This window comes from Devosia yakushimensis (assembly GCF_030159855.1).
GTDB classification, from domain to species: domain Bacteria; phylum Pseudomonadota; class Alphaproteobacteria; order Rhizobiales; family Devosiaceae; genus Devosia; species Devosia yakushimensis.
The window spans coordinates 1,145,962-1,162,349 of the sequence record NZ_BSNG01000001.1 but is presented as its reverse complement, the minus strand read 5'-3'; the positions used below and the strand labels follow the sequence as shown (position 1 = coordinate 1,162,349).

At 61.9% G+C, this 16,388-nt stretch carries 16 protein-coding genes; 5 read left to right on the top strand and 11 right to left on the bottom strand.

Annotated elements, in window-relative coordinates; translation table 11 throughout:
• The first annotated feature begins 8 nt into the window (after positions 1 to 8).
• The gene (locus QQL79_RS05620; RefSeq protein ID WP_284388737.1) at positions 9 to 1,316 is read left to right on the top strand and encodes an O-antigen ligase family protein; all 1,308 of its coding nucleotides are present in this window, start codon (positions 9 to 11) and stop codon (positions 1,314 to 1,316) included.
• On the opposite strand, the gene QQL79_RS05615 is transcribed toward QQL79_RS05620, so the two are convergent.
• The 6 genes from QQL79_RS05615 to QQL79_RS05590 all read right to left on the bottom strand — a co-directional run bounded on the left by QQL79_RS05615 (position 1,256) and on the right by QQL79_RS05590 (position 8,083).
• A complete protein-coding gene (locus tag QQL79_RS05615) occupies positions 1,256 to 2,440 on the bottom strand; it encodes a polysaccharide pyruvyl transferase family protein (RefSeq protein ID WP_284388736.1) in 1,185 nt (394 codons plus the stop codon). The genes QQL79_RS05620 and QQL79_RS05615 overlap by 61 nt on opposite strands.
• Positions 2,437 to 3,675, bottom strand: coding sequence for an oligosaccharide flippase family protein (locus QQL79_RS05610; protein ID WP_284388735.1), 1,239 nt, complete (start codon positions 3,673 to 3,675; stop codon positions 2,437 to 2,439). The genes QQL79_RS05615 and QQL79_RS05610 overlap by 4 nt, the downstream gene beginning before the upstream one ends.
• Complete coding sequence (locus tag QQL79_RS05605; protein WP_284388734.1) at positions 3,672 to 4,613, bottom strand: glycosyltransferase family 2 protein; 942 nt, start codon at positions 4,611 to 4,613, stop codon at positions 3,672 to 3,674. The genes QQL79_RS05610 and QQL79_RS05605 overlap by 4 nt, the downstream gene beginning before the upstream one ends.
• The gene (locus QQL79_RS05600; RefSeq protein ID WP_284388733.1) at positions 4,604 to 5,587 is read right to left on the bottom strand and encodes a glycosyltransferase family 4 protein; all 984 of its coding nucleotides are present in this window, start codon (positions 5,585 to 5,587) and stop codon (positions 4,604 to 4,606) included. The genes QQL79_RS05605 and QQL79_RS05600 overlap by 10 nt, the downstream gene beginning before the upstream one ends.
• A gap of 226 nt (positions 5,588 to 5,813) precedes the next feature.
• Complete coding sequence (locus QQL79_RS05595) at positions 5,814 to 6,971, bottom strand: glycosyltransferase family 4 protein (RefSeq protein WP_284388731.1); 1,158 nt, start codon at positions 6,969 to 6,971, stop codon at positions 5,814 to 5,816.
• Positions 6,968 to 8,083, bottom strand: a complete 1,116-nt coding sequence (locus tag QQL79_RS05590; protein WP_284388730.1) for a DUF1972 domain-containing protein — start codon at positions 8,081 to 8,083, stop codon at positions 6,968 to 6,970. Before QQL79_RS05590 ends, QQL79_RS05595 begins: the two co-directional genes overlap by 4 nt.
• A 798-nt stretch (positions 8,084 to 8,881) precedes the next feature.
• Between QQL79_RS05590 and QQL79_RS05585 the strand changes: the two genes are divergently transcribed.
• Positions 8,882 to 9,841 carry an endonuclease/exonuclease/phosphatase family protein gene (locus QQL79_RS05585; RefSeq protein WP_284388728.1) on the top strand — a complete coding sequence of 320 codons (960 nt, stop codon included), beginning with the start codon at positions 8,882 to 8,884 and terminating at the stop codon, positions 9,839 to 9,841.
• A gap of 3 nt (positions 9,842 to 9,844) precedes the next feature.
• Here the strand turns inward: QQL79_RS05585 and QQL79_RS05580 are convergent, their stop codons facing one another.
• Positions 9,845 to 10,177, bottom strand: a complete 333-nt coding sequence (locus tag QQL79_RS05580; RefSeq protein ID WP_284388723.1) for a hypothetical protein — start codon at positions 10,175 to 10,177, stop codon at positions 9,845 to 9,847.
• A gap of 659 nt (positions 10,178 to 10,836) precedes the next feature.
• Here QQL79_RS05580 and QQL79_RS05575 point away from each other — a divergent pair.
• From QQL79_RS05575 to QQL79_RS05565, 3 genes are all read left to right on the top strand, one after another.
• Positions 10,837 to 11,403, top strand: coding sequence for a hypothetical protein (locus tag QQL79_RS05575; protein ID WP_284388722.1), 567 nt, complete (start codon positions 10,837 to 10,839; stop codon positions 11,401 to 11,403).
• A gap of 109 nt (positions 11,404 to 11,512) precedes the next feature.
• Positions 11,513 to 12,331, top strand: coding sequence for a metallophosphoesterase family protein (locus QQL79_RS05570; protein WP_284388721.1), 819 nt, complete (start codon positions 11,513 to 11,515; stop codon positions 12,329 to 12,331).
• A 112-nt stretch (positions 12,332 to 12,443) separates the two neighbouring features.
• On the top strand, positions 12,444 to 13,217 hold the full coding sequence (locus QQL79_RS05565; RefSeq protein WP_284388720.1) for an NAD kinase: 774 nt from the start codon (positions 12,444 to 12,446) through the stop codon (positions 13,215 to 13,217).
• A gap of 26 nt (positions 13,218 to 13,243) precedes the next feature.
• Here QQL79_RS05565 and QQL79_RS05560 read toward each other — a convergent pair whose 3' ends face one another.
• The 4 genes from QQL79_RS05560 to QQL79_RS05545 all read right to left on the bottom strand — a co-directional run bounded on the left by QQL79_RS05560 (position 13,244) and on the right by QQL79_RS05545 (position 16,374).
• Entirely contained in the window at positions 13,244 to 14,446 is a 1,203-nt protein-coding gene (locus tag QQL79_RS05560) for a DUF2336 domain-containing protein (protein WP_284388719.1), read from the bottom strand.
• Positions 14,447 to 14,552: 106 nt separating this feature from the next.
• The gene (locus QQL79_RS05555) at positions 14,553 to 14,708 is read right to left on the bottom strand and encodes a hypothetical protein (protein WP_284388718.1); all 156 of its coding nucleotides are present in this window, start codon (positions 14,706 to 14,708) and stop codon (positions 14,553 to 14,555) included.
• A gap of 208 nt (positions 14,709 to 14,916) precedes the next feature.
• Positions 14,917 to 15,726, bottom strand: a complete 810-nt coding sequence (locus tag QQL79_RS05550) for a transglycosylase SLT domain-containing protein (RefSeq protein ID WP_284388716.1) — start codon at positions 15,724 to 15,726, stop codon at positions 14,917 to 14,919.
• A 66-nt stretch (positions 15,727 to 15,792) separates the two neighbouring features.
• A complete protein-coding gene (locus QQL79_RS05545; RefSeq protein WP_284388714.1) occupies positions 15,793 to 16,374 on the bottom strand; it encodes a nitroreductase family protein in 582 nt (193 codons plus the stop codon).
• Positions 16,375 to 16,388: the final 14 nt, after the last annotated feature.

Here is a 16,388-nt window from a genome sequence, read left to right as displayed (position 1 = left end):
AGCAAACCATGATCCGAGCCTACAATGCCGCCTTCCCGGTTCTCGTTTTCCTGCTGATCGCCTGGCCGAAATACTGGCTGTTTCCGACGCCCCTGGGCATCGCCATCTCGCCATTTTCAGTGCTGACCCTGGCAATGCTGGCCATATTCGTCTTCAGCCTGAGCGAGGTTCGGATACGCTCTCATGTGGCATCCACCATTTCCCGGCACCGCCCGGCGTTCCTGCTCTATCTCGTCTGGATTCTATGGCGCCTCTTCTGCGACATCTTCGGCCAGACCCCACAGGAATCCATCGCGATCACCCTGCGCAGCGTGATCTATGGCGAATCCATCCTGCTGCTCGGGCTGATCGCCCTTCCCCGCCCGACGACACGCCGCACGATCCCGTTCGCGCTGTTGCTCGCTCTCGTCGTGGCCACGCTTGTCGGCCTCTATGAATGGTCGGTGGAGCGCACCTTTGCCGATATCCTGGGCATAAATTTTTCCGGGCTCGGCGCCGAGGCCGTTGTCAGTGCAAGCCGCCAGGTCACGGCATTCTACCGAGATGGCGCCTATCGCGCCGCCTCGCTCTTCAGCCATTCCATTGTCTTCGCGCAATATTCAGGCGCCATGGCACCCCTGGCCCTGCATATGTGCCGCTTCGGCCGCGGCATTATGCGGCTGCTCGGGGTGGCCGCGCTGTGCTGCATTCCGGTGGCCTTGCTCATCGCAGGCGCTCGCTCCGGCATAGTCGTGCTGATCGCCGCATTGGGCACCTATGCTTTCCTCACGCTGCTTGGCGGCAAGGCAACGCCAAAGCGCCTTTTCATCAGTTTGGCCGGTCTTGGATTGGCGGTTCTGCTTCTGGCCGCTCCTCTGCAGGGCCTGCTCGACTTGCTGATCCGAGGCGACACCGTGGCCGAACAGATGAGCACTAATGTCCGCGCCGAAATGCTGTCCAACGGCCTGCGAGCTTTGGAAGAGCGCCCTCTAACTGGCTATGGCGACGGTCGTTCCCCCGATATTGCCGGCCTTATCGGCCGGCACAATATCCGCACCATCGACAATTTCTATCTGTCGGCCGCCGTCGATTTCGGCCTGATCGGCCTGGCCTTGCTGCTTGGATTGCTTGTTGCCGCGATCGCCACCATGGCCGCAGGCATCGGCAATGCCCTGTCCGCCGTCGAGCGCAATTTGCAATCGGCCTATCTCGCGACGGCAGTGGCTATCCTGGTGGGACAAACAGTTCTCACCATTCCCGACAATATGGCGATCATCTATCTATTGCTCGGCCTGGCCGCGACGCGGGCCTCGAGCAGCCCGGCAACGGTATCCTGATAGGCCGCGAGCCGCCTTCGTGCGATCGCCAGACCGTGCCGGACCGCGTCTTGCAGCTCCGCCCGGCGCTCAAAGCCGTCGATCAAGGCAGCAAGGGCGGCCTCGGTGGACGTCGCCCTGCCATCCACCATATGCGGATAGTCCAGCGTGCCGAAAAGGCCGTTGAACTTGCGCGAATAGGCGACCGGCATCACGGGCACACCCGCCGACAAGGCCGCGATGGCAGCATGCATGCGCCCGGCAACCACATAATCCATGCCGGAAATATAGCCCTTTGCCTCCACCGAGGTGCCAAAGACCGGCGCCAGGACCAGCCCCGGATAGCGCCGCGCCAGAAGCCGCGCGACGGGCAGGTCGTCGTCGGGTCCGCCATTGCCGGTCACATGGACGATAAGATGCGTTTCAACATCTTGGCGCGCCAGCAGGGACTCGATCAGCTTATGCATCAAGGCCGCATAGTCGAGGCGCATGCCCAGATCGTTCCGCCCCGAATAGCCGCCATTATAGAGCAGGCCCGACACGTTGATCCCGACTCGTACTTGGCCGCCAACTCTGCCCGCTCGCTCGAAGGGCAGAGCAAACGCCACGTCGATGAATTCATCGGTATTGGCCAGGACACCATTGTCCTGCAGGAACGCCGTCGACAGCCCGTCGCGAGTATAGACTGCATCCGCCCGCCGCAACACCGCCGCTGCCAGCCAGCGCCGCACAGGATTGTCGAACGGCCCAATGGTTTGCGGCGCAATGATCAACGGGCGGCGCGCCGCCAAAACGGCGAGTTTGGTGCCCAGCAGGAAGCCATAGCGGAGGCCGCCATAGAGATCGGTAAAGCTGTCGCCCTCCCCGATATCGAATACCAGGTCCGACCGCCGTATCACGTCCATAAAGTCGGATTTGCCCCTCAATAGCGGCTTCAAACGCGGTGCCGGGCCAATGGCAACGTCGTCTGGAAAATCGGGCACGGCATGGTTCTGCCCGGTGCCCAGTGATGTGAAACGGACCGGCACCCCCACTGCGGCGGCAGCTGCCCTGATCACGCTGGCATTGCCCCGTGCCAAGGCATCGACACCCAAATTGCCGTGTCCGAATGTGTGCCACAAAAGGGCAATGTGCAGCCCCTTCATGGCCCGGCTGCCTCGATGAGCGGTCCGCGACGGTCGAGCCGCCGCAACGCCCACCAATAGACCGTTAGCGTCACCAATGTAGCGGCCAGAGAAACCAGCGGCGCCCCCACCATGCCCAATGTCATCAAGGCAATCGGCATGACCAGGACCATGCCTGCCATTCCCGCCCCCTGCCCGGCCAGCCGATACCAGACGGCGTGCCGGGCCGTCAGGACGATGCCGGATGCCGCAACGATGAACCGGGCAAGAACGAGCAGGCCAAACACCAGCCAAATCGCATTGGGCACGACAAACTCGGCGCCAAACAACCACGGCCCTAGGATCGGCATCGCCAAGGCCGTGAATGCCGCCGCCACGACGCCGATAGCGATGAATTCGCCGTGCATGCGCGGCTCCAGGCCGTCGTTGATCCCACGGTGGTGCTGATGCGACAGGGCTGGCATATAGACACCGGCCAGCACCTGGATAGGCAGCACCACATAGCCGGCAATCCGCGCCGCCACCTGATAGATGCCGGCCGCCTCCAGCCCGAGAACCGCACTGACCAGGATCGTATCGATCTGCGCGGCTGCCGTGGTCAGAATACTGTCCAGCGCCAGCGCCGATGACCCGCGCAGGAAACGAGCCGTGTCGAATAGCGGTCTATAAAAACAATTCTCCAGCACTACATGCCGCCGCAGCACTACAAAGCAGAGGATTGTTTGCAGCAGCCGCGCCACGGCAATGGCCACGGCAACCGGCAAAATCGCCGGCATTGCCAGCGCGGCACCTGCCACGATGGCCACATACAGCACTGCCCCTGCGAGCGTGACCCGAGCCTCAGCCTCATATCGCCCGACGCCACGCAAGGCGATCATGGTCAGATCGCCATAGGACATGATCATCATCGCGCCATAGAGCAGCAGGCCCGCAAGCCGCAACGGCATATCGATCTCGATCAAAAACAGCGCAGCAGTCGCCAACAGTGTCGTGCCGAACACCAGGATGGTCTTGACCCGCAGACACGCGGCAATGATTGCACCCGCCCGTTGGGGCTCGGCGCCGATATCGCGCAGGGCTTGCACCGAAAATCCGAAATCGGTCAGCAAGGCGGCAATGGAGGAATAGGCCAATACGGTCGCGATGAAGCCATAATCTGCCGGCCCCAGGCCTCGTGCCAGAACCAGCAGGCTGACGAGCCCGGTCGCAATTCTCGCCAGTAGTGACAGGGCCAGCAACAGTTTCTGTCGCGTCATGGCGCCGGCTCCGATTGCAAATGGATCGGCCCCACCCGGCTTGTATTGCTCAGGAAGTCCCGCACGGCGAGCCAACCGGCGGCAAGAGCTGCCATATCACGGTCGATCCCAGCCCGAGCCGCTTCCCTCGCCAAGCGGGCAAACGCGATTGGTAGAAGCCATGGATAATAACGGCGATAGAAGCGCAGCAGATTGACCTGCAGATAATAGCGGCTGGTATCGCTGGGCCGGCCTTGCGACGCCGTGCCGATCGAGCGCCCCTCCTTATGATAAACCAGGGATGCCGGCGCCCAGGCCTGCCGTTCGCCGGAAACGAGCTGCCGCGCCAGATCGAGCTCCTCGTAATAGAGAAAGTAATCCTCACCGAGACCACCGGTGCGCTCGAACACCGCCCGGCGCACCAGCATGCTGGCGCCGATCACATAATCCAATTGCGCTTCGATCGCCGCGCGGTCGGGCAGGTCATCGGCCGCGCAATTGTGCCCCAAATGCCCGCCACGGCCGATCCACGGGCTGAACCAGCCGCCCAAGCCTTGCACGACCTCCGGCCGGTGATGAAACAATAGCGTGCTGCCGCATATGGCTATATCCGGCTCCGCCTCCATCAGCGCCACCAGTGCCGTCAGAGCCCCCTGCGCCACCACGGTATCGTTGTTGAGCAGCCAGACATAATGGCAGCCGGGATCCCTCAATGCCCTAGCGATCCCGGCATTGCAGCCCCCGGCAAATCCCAAATTCGTACCATTTTCGACAATGGTGACCGGCCCTGGATGTCCACCGAGCCATTCTGTCAGCCGGCCGACAGACCCATCCGTCGAGCCATTGTCACAGACGGCAATGCTCACATCGTCCCTGTCCAGCCGATAAAGCGATTCCAGGCACTCGACCGTGTCTGCCCAGCCATTCCAGTTGACGATGACCACATGCACTAGCGCCATGAGCCATCCCGACGGTGGGCGGCGATTTCTTGCAGCAATAGTCCTGACAATACCGCAACACCGCCATGCCCAAACCGTTCACGAGCGGCGAGCCGCGCAGCGTTCGCGGCATAAGGCCGGGCGAGTGCCGCGATAACGCAATCGGCAAAGCTTTGCGCCGTGCCAGCCACCTCATAAGCGTCCGCCATCTCATCGGGAATTCCCGCAAGGGCGAAAGGCGTCGCCACAATGGGCGAAGCGCAGAACAGCATTTCAAGGCTCTTGGTGTTGAGCCCGCCCCCCGCTAGGATCGGATTGATCAACACGCGGACCTGCCGCCGCAAAGCCACCGCATCGCCCGGATTTTCGATCAATGTGACATTGGGCGTTCCGGCGATTTTCCGGGCTAGGTCCGGCGCCGCTCCGGCCCCAGCGATCAGAATATCGATATCGCTCCGCCGCTGGCGGATCAGCGGTAGTACGGTGTCGAGAAACCATCTCACGGCCGCGACATTATTGGGCGCCCAGAGATTGCCGAGATAGCCGGCATCGAAGCGGCGGTCTGCCCAGACAGGCCCCGTATCGGCCTCATCCTCCAGATCGGGAAATGCCGGCGGCACCCAGCTTACGGAACGCATACCGCGTCCATGCCAGAATGCAGCGTCCGACTGCGAGATATCGAGCACGGCGGCAGCTGACCGCAACGCGGCCACCTCATAGCGCCGTAGATGCAGCCGGGCGGCTGCGATCTGCAATTTCTGCCGTGCCGTCCGCGCCAGCCGGAATTGCGTAGCCATGTACCGGAATTCGATATTGTGCGAGCGGATCAAGACCGGCACCGCCAATGCAGCCCCCAAACGGCGCGCCAAATCGAACCCGTAAATGGACTCGCAGACAATAGCGGCCGGCCTGAACTGGCGTGCCACCGCCAGAACCGCCTCAAATCCTGACCCGCCAACCTGCCGCGCCGCCACGAGCGATGGTCGCCGTATCATCTGCACAAGCCGCCCCAACACTCGCTGGAGCGGGATAGGCACGACCAGATCAAATACCCTATGCAACTCGGGAGAGACCGGACCTTCCGCACCGGTCCAACCAACCAGCGCAAGTGACCAGCCCTTCTGCTTCAATCCAAGGTAGCGGTGCCATATGTCGACGCGCGCGCCATGGTTTGCCGGCCACGGCATTTCCGGCGCCACGACAAGCAATCGATGCCGGTCGTCAGGCGGCATGGAGCGCGCCCGGAACCAACTGCCCCTCACCAAGATAACGGCCGGCAATACCAACGAGCCCGGCCTGATAGCGATCCTTGGTAAATCGCGACAAATAGGCCGCCCGCCCGGCCCGCCCCATCGCCGCAATCTCGTCTTGCCGCTGCAAAGCCCATTCGAGCGCCCGGGCAAGAGCGGCCACGTCTCCCGGCGCCAAAAGCCATCCCGTCACGCCATCGATGACGATCTCGCTTAATCCGCCATGGCCGGCGGCCAGCACCGCCCGCCCATGCGCCATGGCCTCGACCGCCACGAGGCCAAAAGGCTCGGGGCGCTTGGACGGCACGACAACGATATCGCACCACCGATAAAGCGGTGCGGGATCGGCCACGAAACCCAGCAGCCGCACGTCGGCAGCGGGTTTTGCCCGATCCAGCAACACCTCCAGATTGCGGGCCGCGGGGCCGCCCTCAAATGCCGCCCCGGCAAAGTGGATATCGAGCCTTTTCGCGCTTCTCTCCGGCAGATGACTGATCGCATGAACCAACAGGTCCTGCCCCTTCCAGTCATTGATGCGGCCGATCATCAGCACCCGCAACCTGCCGTCATCACACCGGGTTCCGGCGACGGCACCGGGATCGCCAACTCCGTTGAGCAGCAGGTGATGTTCGACACCTGCCGACATTGCGAATGCGGCGCGCGTCGCAGCCGAATTGAACACCAGCGCGCTGCCTGAAAACCACAACAGGGTGCGGATCACGGCAAGGGCGCGCGCCCGCGGTATTTCATGAACATGAATGATGCTCGGCCGCCGTGAAAACCGCGCCGCTATCGCAAAATCGAACACCATTGCCGTGTTGATGTAGCAGAGTGCCCTGCCCCGCATGGCAAGCCAGGCCCGGCATACAAAGATCGGCAGGAGCAACACACCAAGCAGCAAGCGCCAGATACCATCGGCCCGCCGCGCGACCCAGACCGGCGTGATGGTGACGCCGAACCCCAACTCTTCAAGAGCGCGCGCTAGCGGCCCGGCCTTGGGCAGCAGAATACTGACATGATGGTCCGGATAGGCATCCCGCAAGGCGGTGACGGAACTGATAAAGGTTCGATCCGAACCGTAAAGTTCGTAGCCCTGGTGCACGGCCAATATCTCTGGGCGCTGCCTCATGACGCAAAGCGCGCCAGCAGCGCCTCATACCTGCCGTTGACGCGATCCAGGGTGAAATCGGCCGCATGCCGCGCCGCAGAACGCTCGCGCGCCACCTGCGTCGAAACGCCGGTTGGGTCCAGCCTGTCGAGAATATCGATCAGCTCGGCCTCGTCGGCAAAATAGAACTGCCCTTCCCCCGCCACCCAATGGTTGAAGCGATTGCGGTGCGCAATCACCGCATTGCCCGCGCCAAGCGCTTCCACCAGCGATGGATTGGTGCCCCCGACCTGATGCCCGTGCAGATAAGCCAGCGCGTGAAAGCGCAGCGCCTCGACCACGCTCTTCTCGTAGATGGCCCCGGGAAATACGACCTGCGACGACGCCGCAGCCTGCACCGCCCGGTGATACATGTTGTCGGGACTGAATTGGCCCAGCACCACAAGCCTGGTCTGGCGCAACCTGCTCGAAAAAGCCTTCACGATCTCAAGGATCGAATTTTCCGGCTCAATCCGGGCAATCGAGACCAGGTAATTGCCGGCCGCCAGTCCCAGCGCCTCCACCGGCGCCGACGAAGCCAGTTCGACCCTGTCGGCGCCATAGGGGATGATTTCGGCCCGGAAACATCCATGACGCCGCAAATGCCGCGCAATCTCGGGATGATCGGCCACCGGCACATTGGCCATATGCGCGCCGACAAACTCGTTGCAATAAAGCCAGGCCTTGACGTGGAGCGGCCATTTTGGCCGCCGCCATTCAACGCCATCCATATTCATGACGACAGGTCGTCCCCGCGCTCGCAAATAGAGGCAAAAGACCGCCGTATTGTATCCGAGAACAAGATTGACACCGCCCCGGCGGGCCGCATCGCGCACGCTGCGCCAATCAAAAGAGATGCTGCCGGCCGAGGAAGGCCTGCGCGATCCGAAATGGATGCGATGAATGCCGTGCCAGTCATCCTCGAAATCGTCCTGCACCCTGCCGTCGCCATGCGGTTCCAACTGGCAATAGACATTCACCTGCCAGCCTTTGTCCCGCAGATAAGGGGCCAGCTGGCCGGCAAAGGTCTCAAACCCACCATGCGCCGGAGGGAGCCCTCTTATGCCCAGAATATTGACGGTTTTGCCGGCCATGGCGGCGCGGCCGCTAATGCACGGGCCCGCCTGATCTCGCTTTTGTTTTCAGCCACCGATTTGAAGCCGAACGCCTGCTTTTCCCCAAAGCCATGCTTCTCATGCGTCTATGCCCCCGCAACGCAATGAACAAATACCGTCCGCCTGCCAGCAGATCAGTAAAAAGCCGTATAATTATACGTAGCCGAGACAGGCCACGGACCGCAAGTGGTTCATGCCTATAATGAATCGGGGTTTGCGCAGGACCTCTGCGACGGCGGGAACGCAAGCGAACAGCCGCTCGCCCTGCGTCAGACACAGTCAAACGGAAGACGATAAATGGTAAAAGAAAGATTAAAAGTTGCGAACGCAGTACAAATCGCAACATCTCGAAACATAGACGGACATAGTAAATATTTCCTTCCAATCAACAGGAATATTCTCTACCATTCATCGTAATGACATCGTCGATCTATTGGCGCAATCTAGCGCCATATCTCGACGGCCATCCTTCGCTTCGATAGCGCAAAATTGGATGAATAACGGCTCCTCACCCGGCTCTGGCGGGGTGAGTGGTGGAGAGGGGCAGCGTGCCTGCGGCGGAATGCGCTGCCCCCTCGGCCATTCGGCCGACCCAGCGGATTGTCACTGAGCTCGATAGTTCAGATATCGGGGATATACTGAACCCGCGATGAACCGCCAGTGATAAGCGCATAGCTCCTATCGACATCAATGTGTATTGACCGGCGCCGGCAAAGTATCGCTATTGGCGCTGCGAGTATCCATGTCGGCACAATCTTCCCGAAGCGGTCCACCACGATGAAACAAGAGCTTCGGGGGTCGATTTCCATATTGGCGGCGTTGGCTGTGCTGGTGCTCCTGGCATCAGCCCTCGAATTGCCGGTGCCCAACGCCGACGTATTGGATTCCGTGCGCTTTCATATCGCAGCGGCATGCCTGGCCTTCCCGGTGGTGCTCTATCTGCTGGGCGCGCGCTGGCGCGCCGTTCTGGCGCTGGGCTTCATTCTGGCCTGCGTCGCCCAGGGCGCCTATGTCATTCACGCGCAACAGAGAGCGCGCGACACCCTGGGCCCCGCCATCGCAGGCGATGGCTTTTCCATCATGAACTTCAACGTGCTCTCGACCTCCGATCGCGGCACCGAAATTGCCGATTACATGATCAGTCAGGCCCCTGATATCGCGGTAATCCTGGAGACGCCGGGCATCGAATCCGCCCTCGATCGGCTGAAAACCACCTTCCCCTATCGCATAGGGTGCGAAAATAGCCGGACCTGCGATTTGTCGCTCTTTTCACGCACCCCGTTTGTCAACGCGCAGATGCACCTGCTTGGCCAGATGAAGCGCCAGCGGCTGATCTCGGCACGCACCGTTATTGACGGGCGCACGGTGACCATTGTGGCTCTGCATCTGAGCAAGCCCTATTTCGACCGGATGTCCATTGGCGAATTGTGGCAGGTCACGCGCCTGCTGCGGCAGATCGAGGGCCCTGTGCTGCTCTCGGGCGATTTCAACAGCGCAGCCTGGTCCCGCAATCTGCGCCGCTTCGTGGCCCGCAACGAATTGGCGCCGCCGCCGCGCTACCCCTCGACCTGGCCGGTGCGCCTCGGAGAATTGGGTGTGCCGATCGACAATATGTTCACACGCGGCGCTCTGCGCATCGACGAGATCGGCGCCATGCCATCCAATTTCGCGTCCAACCACCGCGGGCTGCTGGCCCATGCGACATTCACAACGGCGCCCGATATGACGTCAAATTGACGGTCAATGCAGGTCCAGGCGAGGCCCCAGCTCACCCCAGTCTGCCCGCCAGAGCGAAGCATCCTGCAAGGCAACAACCACACGATTGAAGCCGTAAAGCGCGGACATCTGTGCCGCATAGTCCAGCGCAACGCCGACATCGTCGAACGGCCCCTCGGCCCTGGGCTCGATATGCTGGCCACCGTAAACCGTGCCGGGCCAATAGACCCAGGCGCTGGCCGTGCCGAATTCAAGCCCGGCAATCCGGAGTATCCGCGTATCGGAGGCAATGCTGACCGTTACGGCGTCGCCGGCCACATGGTCTTCATCATCGGTCCATCCATAACCCGCAGCCATAGCGCCCCTCCTGCATCTCACCGGCGCTCCGGGCAATTTTGCCCACAGATGCCCCACTAACCCGCAGATTGGTCTTTTTTAGGGCCCCATCTGAACAGGATGGTCAAAACACTCAACCCATCACCAGAAAATATACTGTATATCCACGACGCTCCGGGGCAGAACAATTCAATCGATGGCGGATAAATCCTTCCGTCAACCGCAAAACGCGCATTGCAGATATTCAGCGTCAGTCCGAAAAAGTGATCGGGCGCCATATAGCAGGAGAATTGCTGCTACGATATTGTATTTACTGGGCTCGATACACGCTATCGACATCGACTGACGTCGACGGGCAGCATTCTACCGCCGCAACGGGTGCTGCCCGCCCATATCCGCGACGTCCCTTTCTAGAAACACGCCGCGACCCTCCGAGAATTACTTGAAATAAAGATGGGAATCTTCAGAATTTATCTCTGAGCCATGCGCTTTTAGTGATCAGTTCCGTCGCGAATTCTAGTCACAAAAAATCCATTGGACATTGCCCTGCCATCCCCGTGCCCGCGCTTGTGTCCACGCTTCGTTTGGATAATGTCTCAGCACCTCTACGAAGCTGCCGGCCATCGCGTTGTCAGATATTTCTGGCGCGAACGGTCTGGCTCATGGCGAACGGAACGGCGATGGCGGCAGCGTTTGATGCAGGTCTGGACTTCACCATCAAGCGCGGAACGATCGAGGCCGTCCAGCCCAGCGCCGAGCAGCAGCTCTACCGGGTTTTTGCCGAGGTCAGCTTTACCGATGGCGACGGGTTTCGTCGTGTCGCCGCCGAACCCCAGCTTGCTGAATTTCTCGCCACGGATCGCTCCGGCACGTTCTATTTCTATAATGCACTCGGCCAAGGCGCCCTGCTTGCCGCCGATATCTACGGCATCGGCCTGCGCATCGCCGATCCTGAAATCTGGCGCAGCGCGCTCCGACAAAGCACCACGCGGATGGTCCCCTTTGTGCTCGCCGCCTTGATCGCGCTGGTTGCGGCCTGCAACACGCTGGCTTGGCTGGCTTGGGCCGTGTTTCTTGTCGCCGCTGCCCTCGCGGCCATCCACGGCTTGTCGGTCGCGCGTTTGAGCCGCATTGCAGCAGCCGCGCGGCGCATCCGGCGCTCGCTCGAGCCGGCCCGGCAGCCGGATCACGGGCATCGCACGACCGATACCGGCCGCTTCGACAATTCGCTTCGCTTGGCACTCTGATCGCTACTCAAGCGGGCCAAGCTTAACCCTGCCCGGCTTTGATGCTTGAATCGCCATCTCTGGGCATTCAAAATCACCCCTGGGTCCGCCGCGCCGGAGTTTTTGGCCAATGCCGCAGGCAAATATGCTTTCGCTGTTACGGCGCCTGCTGCCGCAGCGTCAGAGCGAGCCGGAGCCGCAGGGGCGCCAGCGTCTCGTTGCGGATGAATGGCCCGGCGCGATCTATGCCATTGGCGATATTCACGGATGTCTCGCCGAACTGCAGCGCATCGAACAGATGATCCTTGAGGATGCGGCAGGCACAAACGGGGAAATCTGGCTGGTCTATCTGGGCGACTATGTCGACCGCGGCCCCAATTCCGCCGGTGTCATCGACCACTTGCTGACCCCCGCTCCACCGGGAACACGACGCATTTGCCTTGCCGGCAATCATGAAGAGCTCATGCTGACCTATTGCCGCAACCCGGCGGCAGGCGCGCAATGGATGAAGCTGGGTGCGCTCGAAACGCTGCAATCCTATGGCATGCCCATGGCCGGCTTCACGACGGCCACCCTGCAGGCCCGCCTCGCCAGCCTGCGCGGGCACATTCCCTCCAGCCACCTGGATTTCCTGGAAAGCCTGCCGGTCGCGCTGAGCCTTCCGGGCGTCGTGCTGGTTCATGCCGGCATGAGACCCGACATCCCCCTAGAGCAGCAAAGCGACGACGTTCTGCAATGGATGCGTTACGATCCGGCCGCCGAGCCGGCCCGGCGCACAGGCCTGCTCGTGGTCCATGGCCATACCCCGGCCTCGGTGCCCTATGTATCGCCTGGCCGCATCTGCATCGATACGGGCGCCTACGCCACCGGCAGATTGACCGCCATCCGCCTTGCGCCCGGGGAGTCCCCGCGCCTGCTGACCGCCACTGTGCGCAATCCGGCGAGTTGATGGTACCCGCCACGGCCTTGCGTCTGGCACTGGCCTGGCTTCTATGGTACGGCCCAAAAGCATCGGCAGAACTTTCTTCCGACGCCAGGACTGCGCTGCCGGAGAATGCGACGTGACCTTCCAGACAGATCGGGTTGGCTTTGTGACCAACGGCACCGCCGAGGCCGATGCCGCAGCCGCGCGCTTGCGCGAACGCTATGGCGATGTGCCGGTTGACGAGGCATCCGTGGTCGTGGCGCTTGGCGGCGATGGCCTGATGCTGCAGAGCCTGCACCAGGCCATGGGCCGCAACGTGCCTGTCTACGGCATGAATTTCGGCTCGGTCGGCTTTCTGATGAATGTCTTTTCCGAGGACCATCTGGCCGAACGGCTCGCCGCGGCACAGGCCACGCGCATCTATCCGCTGTCCATGACCGTGCTCAGCACCTCGGGCGTGACCCAGATGGCTCTGGCGCTCAACGAAGTCTCGCTGTTCCGCTCGACCTATCAGGCTGCCAAGATTCAGATCGTGGTCGATGGCGAAACGCGCCTCGACGAATTGATCTGCGATGGCGTGCTGCTATCGACCCCGGCCGGCTCCACCGCCTATAACCTTTCCGCGCACGGCCCCATCCTGCCCATCGATGCCCCGCTGCTGGCGCTGACCCCCATCTCGCCCTTCCGCCCCCGCCGCTGGCGCGGCGCTATTCTGGGCAATCGGGCCGAGGTCAAGTTCATCACCCGCGAAGCCGCCAAGCGTCCCGTCAGCGCCGTTGCCGACAATGTGGAATTCCAGAACGTGCTGGAAGTCGTCATCCGCGAGGATCGGGATAGCGGCGTGACATTGCTGTTCGACCCCGGCACGAGCCTCGAAGAGCGCGTGTTGACCGAGCAGTTCCGCTATTAGGTTTTCTTTTCAGCAGACCTCGCGGACTATGCCGCCGGCAAAGCCAGCGTCTCGTCCCAATCGGGCACTACCATGCGCCGCTGGCCGGCTTCCTGGGCAAAGGCCGACATGACGCCCTCGGCCGCCTTGCGGGCCAGGGCCACATTCTGCTCGCTGAGATAGGCAAACGCCTCTTCCAGCTCTTCCGGGATATTGCCGGCATGGTCGGCAATCAGGCTTTCGGTCAGTGTCGTCACCACCAGATGGCGCGCGGCCGCATCGTCGGCCAGGTCGGCGGCGCGGGCATGGCCGATCAGCTTGATCAGCAGGTCGCGCATGGCCGGCCCCATGCCACAACGCACCAGCAAGGCATTGATGGCCGAGCGGCTGCCGGCCTCCAGCACGGTGAAAACCTTGTCGCGCGGCGATTGGCTGAGCTCGGCCACGCAATTGGCAAAGAACATCACATGGCCGGTGACCATGGCATGCAGCAGCACGCGCATATTGAGCCTGTCGCTGGCAATCAGCTCGGCGGCATAGCCGGTGCTGGGATTGATCGCCTCGCGCTCGCCAATGGCGGAAATCGCCGTATCGACGCTATCGCGCAAGAGCCGGTTCAATCGCTCCGGCGCCACCGCCCCCTTGACGATACGGGCGCCGCGCATCGCTTCCATGGCCAATTGCACCAGCAGCAGCCGCGCGCCTGCCGGCAGGTCCTGCCGCCGCAGCAAGGCGCCGCGCATCTGCGCATCTGTGCCCTGCGTGGCCACCAACCGGTCGATAGAGGCCGAGCCGATCGATATATCGGCACGCGCCAGCAATTTGAGAGTCATCTGGCGATGATCGCGGGCGATAAGAGCATCCACCAACCGCACGCTGAGCGTCTGCCGCTGGCCGATGGCAATCAACAGATCGGGCTCGCCCTGCCGAACGACCGGCATGATATCGGCGTCAATCAATACCGGCGAATATTGCAGCACGGCCCGGGCGATCACCCCGCTATCGTGCAATAGAGCCATGATAATGGGTCGCGGCGCCTCGGCCGAATGCAACAGGCCATAGGCCAAGGCGGCGCGCACCTTGACCGAAGGGTCCTCAAGAAACCGGAACAATACGGCGTACAACGCCGCATGTTCATCGGCCGGCCCGCTATGGCTGAGATAGGCGCTTGCCGCCATATAGGCGGCCTGCCCGCGCTCCTCGCTATCGGGCGACTGCGCCAACCACAGGAACTCGTTATACTCAACCATGCCACACCCCGGAGCAACTCAGGGCAAGACTATCCGGCAAGTTTTAAGGAACGGTTCACCATAACAATACTAACGCGCTAGAACGCCGCAAGGGCAGTTACGACAGTCAAAGAATGTTGGAGGCCAGGTCGAACAGGTTGATTGCGCCATAGCCCGCGACCACGACAATCAGCCAGGCGGCAATAGCCATCCCGGTGATCACCCAGCCGCGCGGTATTCCGCGCCCCGTTTCGACTTCCCCCCGCGTAGTCGATCTGGCCATATTTCAATCCATCGCTTCGCTAGCGCCGATCTGGTCTAGAATCGCTCAGCTACAGCAGATTCATCCCAACCGGATCGCAGTTCAATCAGTCTGCACCCCTATGACTGATAAATTCTAAATGCACCGGAAACAGGCGAGTTCCGCTATTATGTGCCGCCGATTCGCAGGGTATCGCGGCCATCTGGATTTGCTGAGACCCCACAGGCAGCTAGCGCGCATAGAGCTGCGTAAAAAACGCTGCCCCCTCTTCCGGCAGGGTCGGCAAGGGCGATCTGGCAGCCCCCTCCTCCACCGTCTTGAACAGGCCGGTGAACGACATGTTCTCCGGCGAGAACCGCGACGCCACGACCGGTGGCTCGGTCGGGGTGGTCCCGTTCATCTGCTGCGCCGTAAACGAGGCGGCCGGCTGTGTGCCGACATGCTTAGCCACCAGCGACTGATAGACCTCGCGGATCGTGCGGGCCCGGCCGTCATCGTAAAAGATCGCGCGATTGGCTGCGGCCTGCTTGGGAAACAATTGCGCGGCGATCTGCTCGGGATTTTGCAGCCCGGCATTGAACATGCGCTCGGCCCCCTGCGCGCCCAGGAAATGCGCAATGTAAAGCTCCCCGGCACTGGGCATCCGCCCAAAGCGCGCGCTCAGATAATCACCATTGCTCTTGGTGAAGGCTGCGGCCAGGTCGGCGGCCATTTGCGGGTCTTCGCGTAGCTTGAGGATTTGGGCCTTCTGCGCCGGGTCTCGCACGACATAGTCACCGTCGGCCGTCACCTCCACGGCCTGGGCATATTGGCCATAACCCAGCCGGGGCCCCTCCTGCTTGAGCACCTGCAGCCAGGTGGATTCAAGAAATTGGAACAGTCCCACAGCCGATGACGTCTGCGCCTTGGCCTGCGGATTGAGGCTGCTTTCGCGCATGGCGGTTTGCAGCAGATAATCGAAATCCACCCCATTCCTGTCGCCGGCGGCGGTCAGGACATAGGCCAGGCTCTGCGGCACAGTTATGGGTTGCACGCCCATCGCAAACTCACCCGGGGAATCGCTCTGGTTAACAAAGCGCCAATCAGCGTTAACAGACTGTTAACCTCAACGCGCCTGCCAGTAGCTCACCACCTCATCGAGCGGCGGGCGCGGCCGGTCTTCGATTTTGGTCGTGGGGGTGCCGATATGCACGAAGCCGACAAACCGCTCGCCCGGCCTGGCGCCAAGCGCCTGGGCTGCCTCCGCATCATAGGCGTACCAGCGGGTCACCCATTGCGCGGCATAGCCCAGCGCATTGGCGGCATGCACCAGGTTGAAGGCCACATTGCCCGCCGAGATCAACTGTTCGAATTCCGGAATCTTGGGATGTTCCGCCGCCGTCGAAATCACCCCGATGGTCAGCGGTGCCGGCAGGAAACGCTGGCGCTCGATATCCAGTTCGGTGTCCGTGGCGGCCGGGTTCTTCGTCTTGGCGATATCGGCCAGCACAGCCCCTGCCCGGCCCCGTTCGTCACCGGTGAAGAGCACCAGCCGCCAGGGCGCGAGCTTGCCATGGTCGGGCACACGGGTCCCGATGGTCAGCAAGGTCTTGAGTTCTTCCGCGCTCGGACCCGGCTCGACCAGAAAGGCCGGACCGACCGAACGGCGCGTCAGCAGGTAATCGACGAGGGCAGCATTGGCAGGCATGGTCATCTCCCGAT

Bases quoted from the DNA above. Each gene is read 5' to 3' on its own strand.
- QQL79_RS05555 (WP_284388718.1), bottom strand. From the start codon at position 14,708: ATGGCCAGATCGACTACGCGGGGGGAAGTCGAAACGGGGCGCGGAATA.
- QQL79_RS05620 (WP_284388737.1), top strand. From the start codon at position 9: ATGATCCGAGCCTACAATGCCGCCTTCCCGGTTCTCGTTTTCCTGCTG.
- QQL79_RS05560 (WP_284388719.1), bottom strand. From the start codon at position 14,446: ATGGTTGAGTATAACGAGTTCCTGTGGTTGGCGCAGTCGCCCGATAGC.
- QQL79_RS05545 (WP_284388714.1), bottom strand. From the start codon at position 16,374: ATGCCTGCCAATGCTGCCCTCGTCGATTACCTGCTGACGCGCCGTTCG.
- QQL79_RS05595 (WP_284388731.1), bottom strand. From the start codon at position 6,971: ATGAGGCAGCGCCCAGAGATATTGGCCGTGCACCAGGGCTACGAACTT.
- QQL79_RS05580 (WP_284388723.1), bottom strand. From the start codon at position 10,177: ATGGCTGCGGGTTATGGATGGACCGATGATGAAGACCATGTGGCCGGC.
- QQL79_RS05585 (WP_284388728.1), top strand. From the start codon at position 8,882: ATGAAACAAGAGCTTCGGGGGTCGATTTCCATATTGGCGGCGTTGGCT.
- QQL79_RS05575 (WP_284388722.1), top strand. From the start codon at position 10,837: ATGGCGGCAGCGTTTGATGCAGGTCTGGACTTCACCATCAAGCGCGGA.
- QQL79_RS05550 (WP_284388716.1), bottom strand. From the start codon at position 15,726: ATGGGCGTGCAACCCATAACTGTGCCGCAGAGCCTGGCCTATGTCCTG.
- QQL79_RS05590 (WP_284388730.1), bottom strand. From the start codon at position 8,083: ATGGCCGGCAAAACCGTCAATATTCTGGGCATAAGAGGGCTCCCTCCG.
- QQL79_RS05605 (WP_284388734.1), bottom strand. From the start codon at position 4,613: ATGGCGCTAGTGCATGTGGTCATCGTCAACTGGAATGGCTGGGCAGAC.
- QQL79_RS05610 (WP_284388735.1), bottom strand. From the start codon at position 3,675: ATGACGCGACAGAAACTGTTGCTGGCCCTGTCACTACTGGCGAGAATT.
- QQL79_RS05615 (WP_284388736.1), bottom strand. From the start codon at position 2,440: ATGAAGGGGCTGCACATTGCCCTTTTGTGGCACACATTCGGACACGGC.
- QQL79_RS05570 (WP_284388721.1), top strand. From the start codon at position 11,513: ATGCCGCAGGCAAATATGCTTTCGCTGTTACGGCGCCTGCTGCCGCAG.
- QQL79_RS05600 (WP_284388733.1), bottom strand. From the start codon at position 5,587: ATGATACGGCGACCATCGCTCGTGGCGGCGCGGCAGGTTGGCGGGTCA.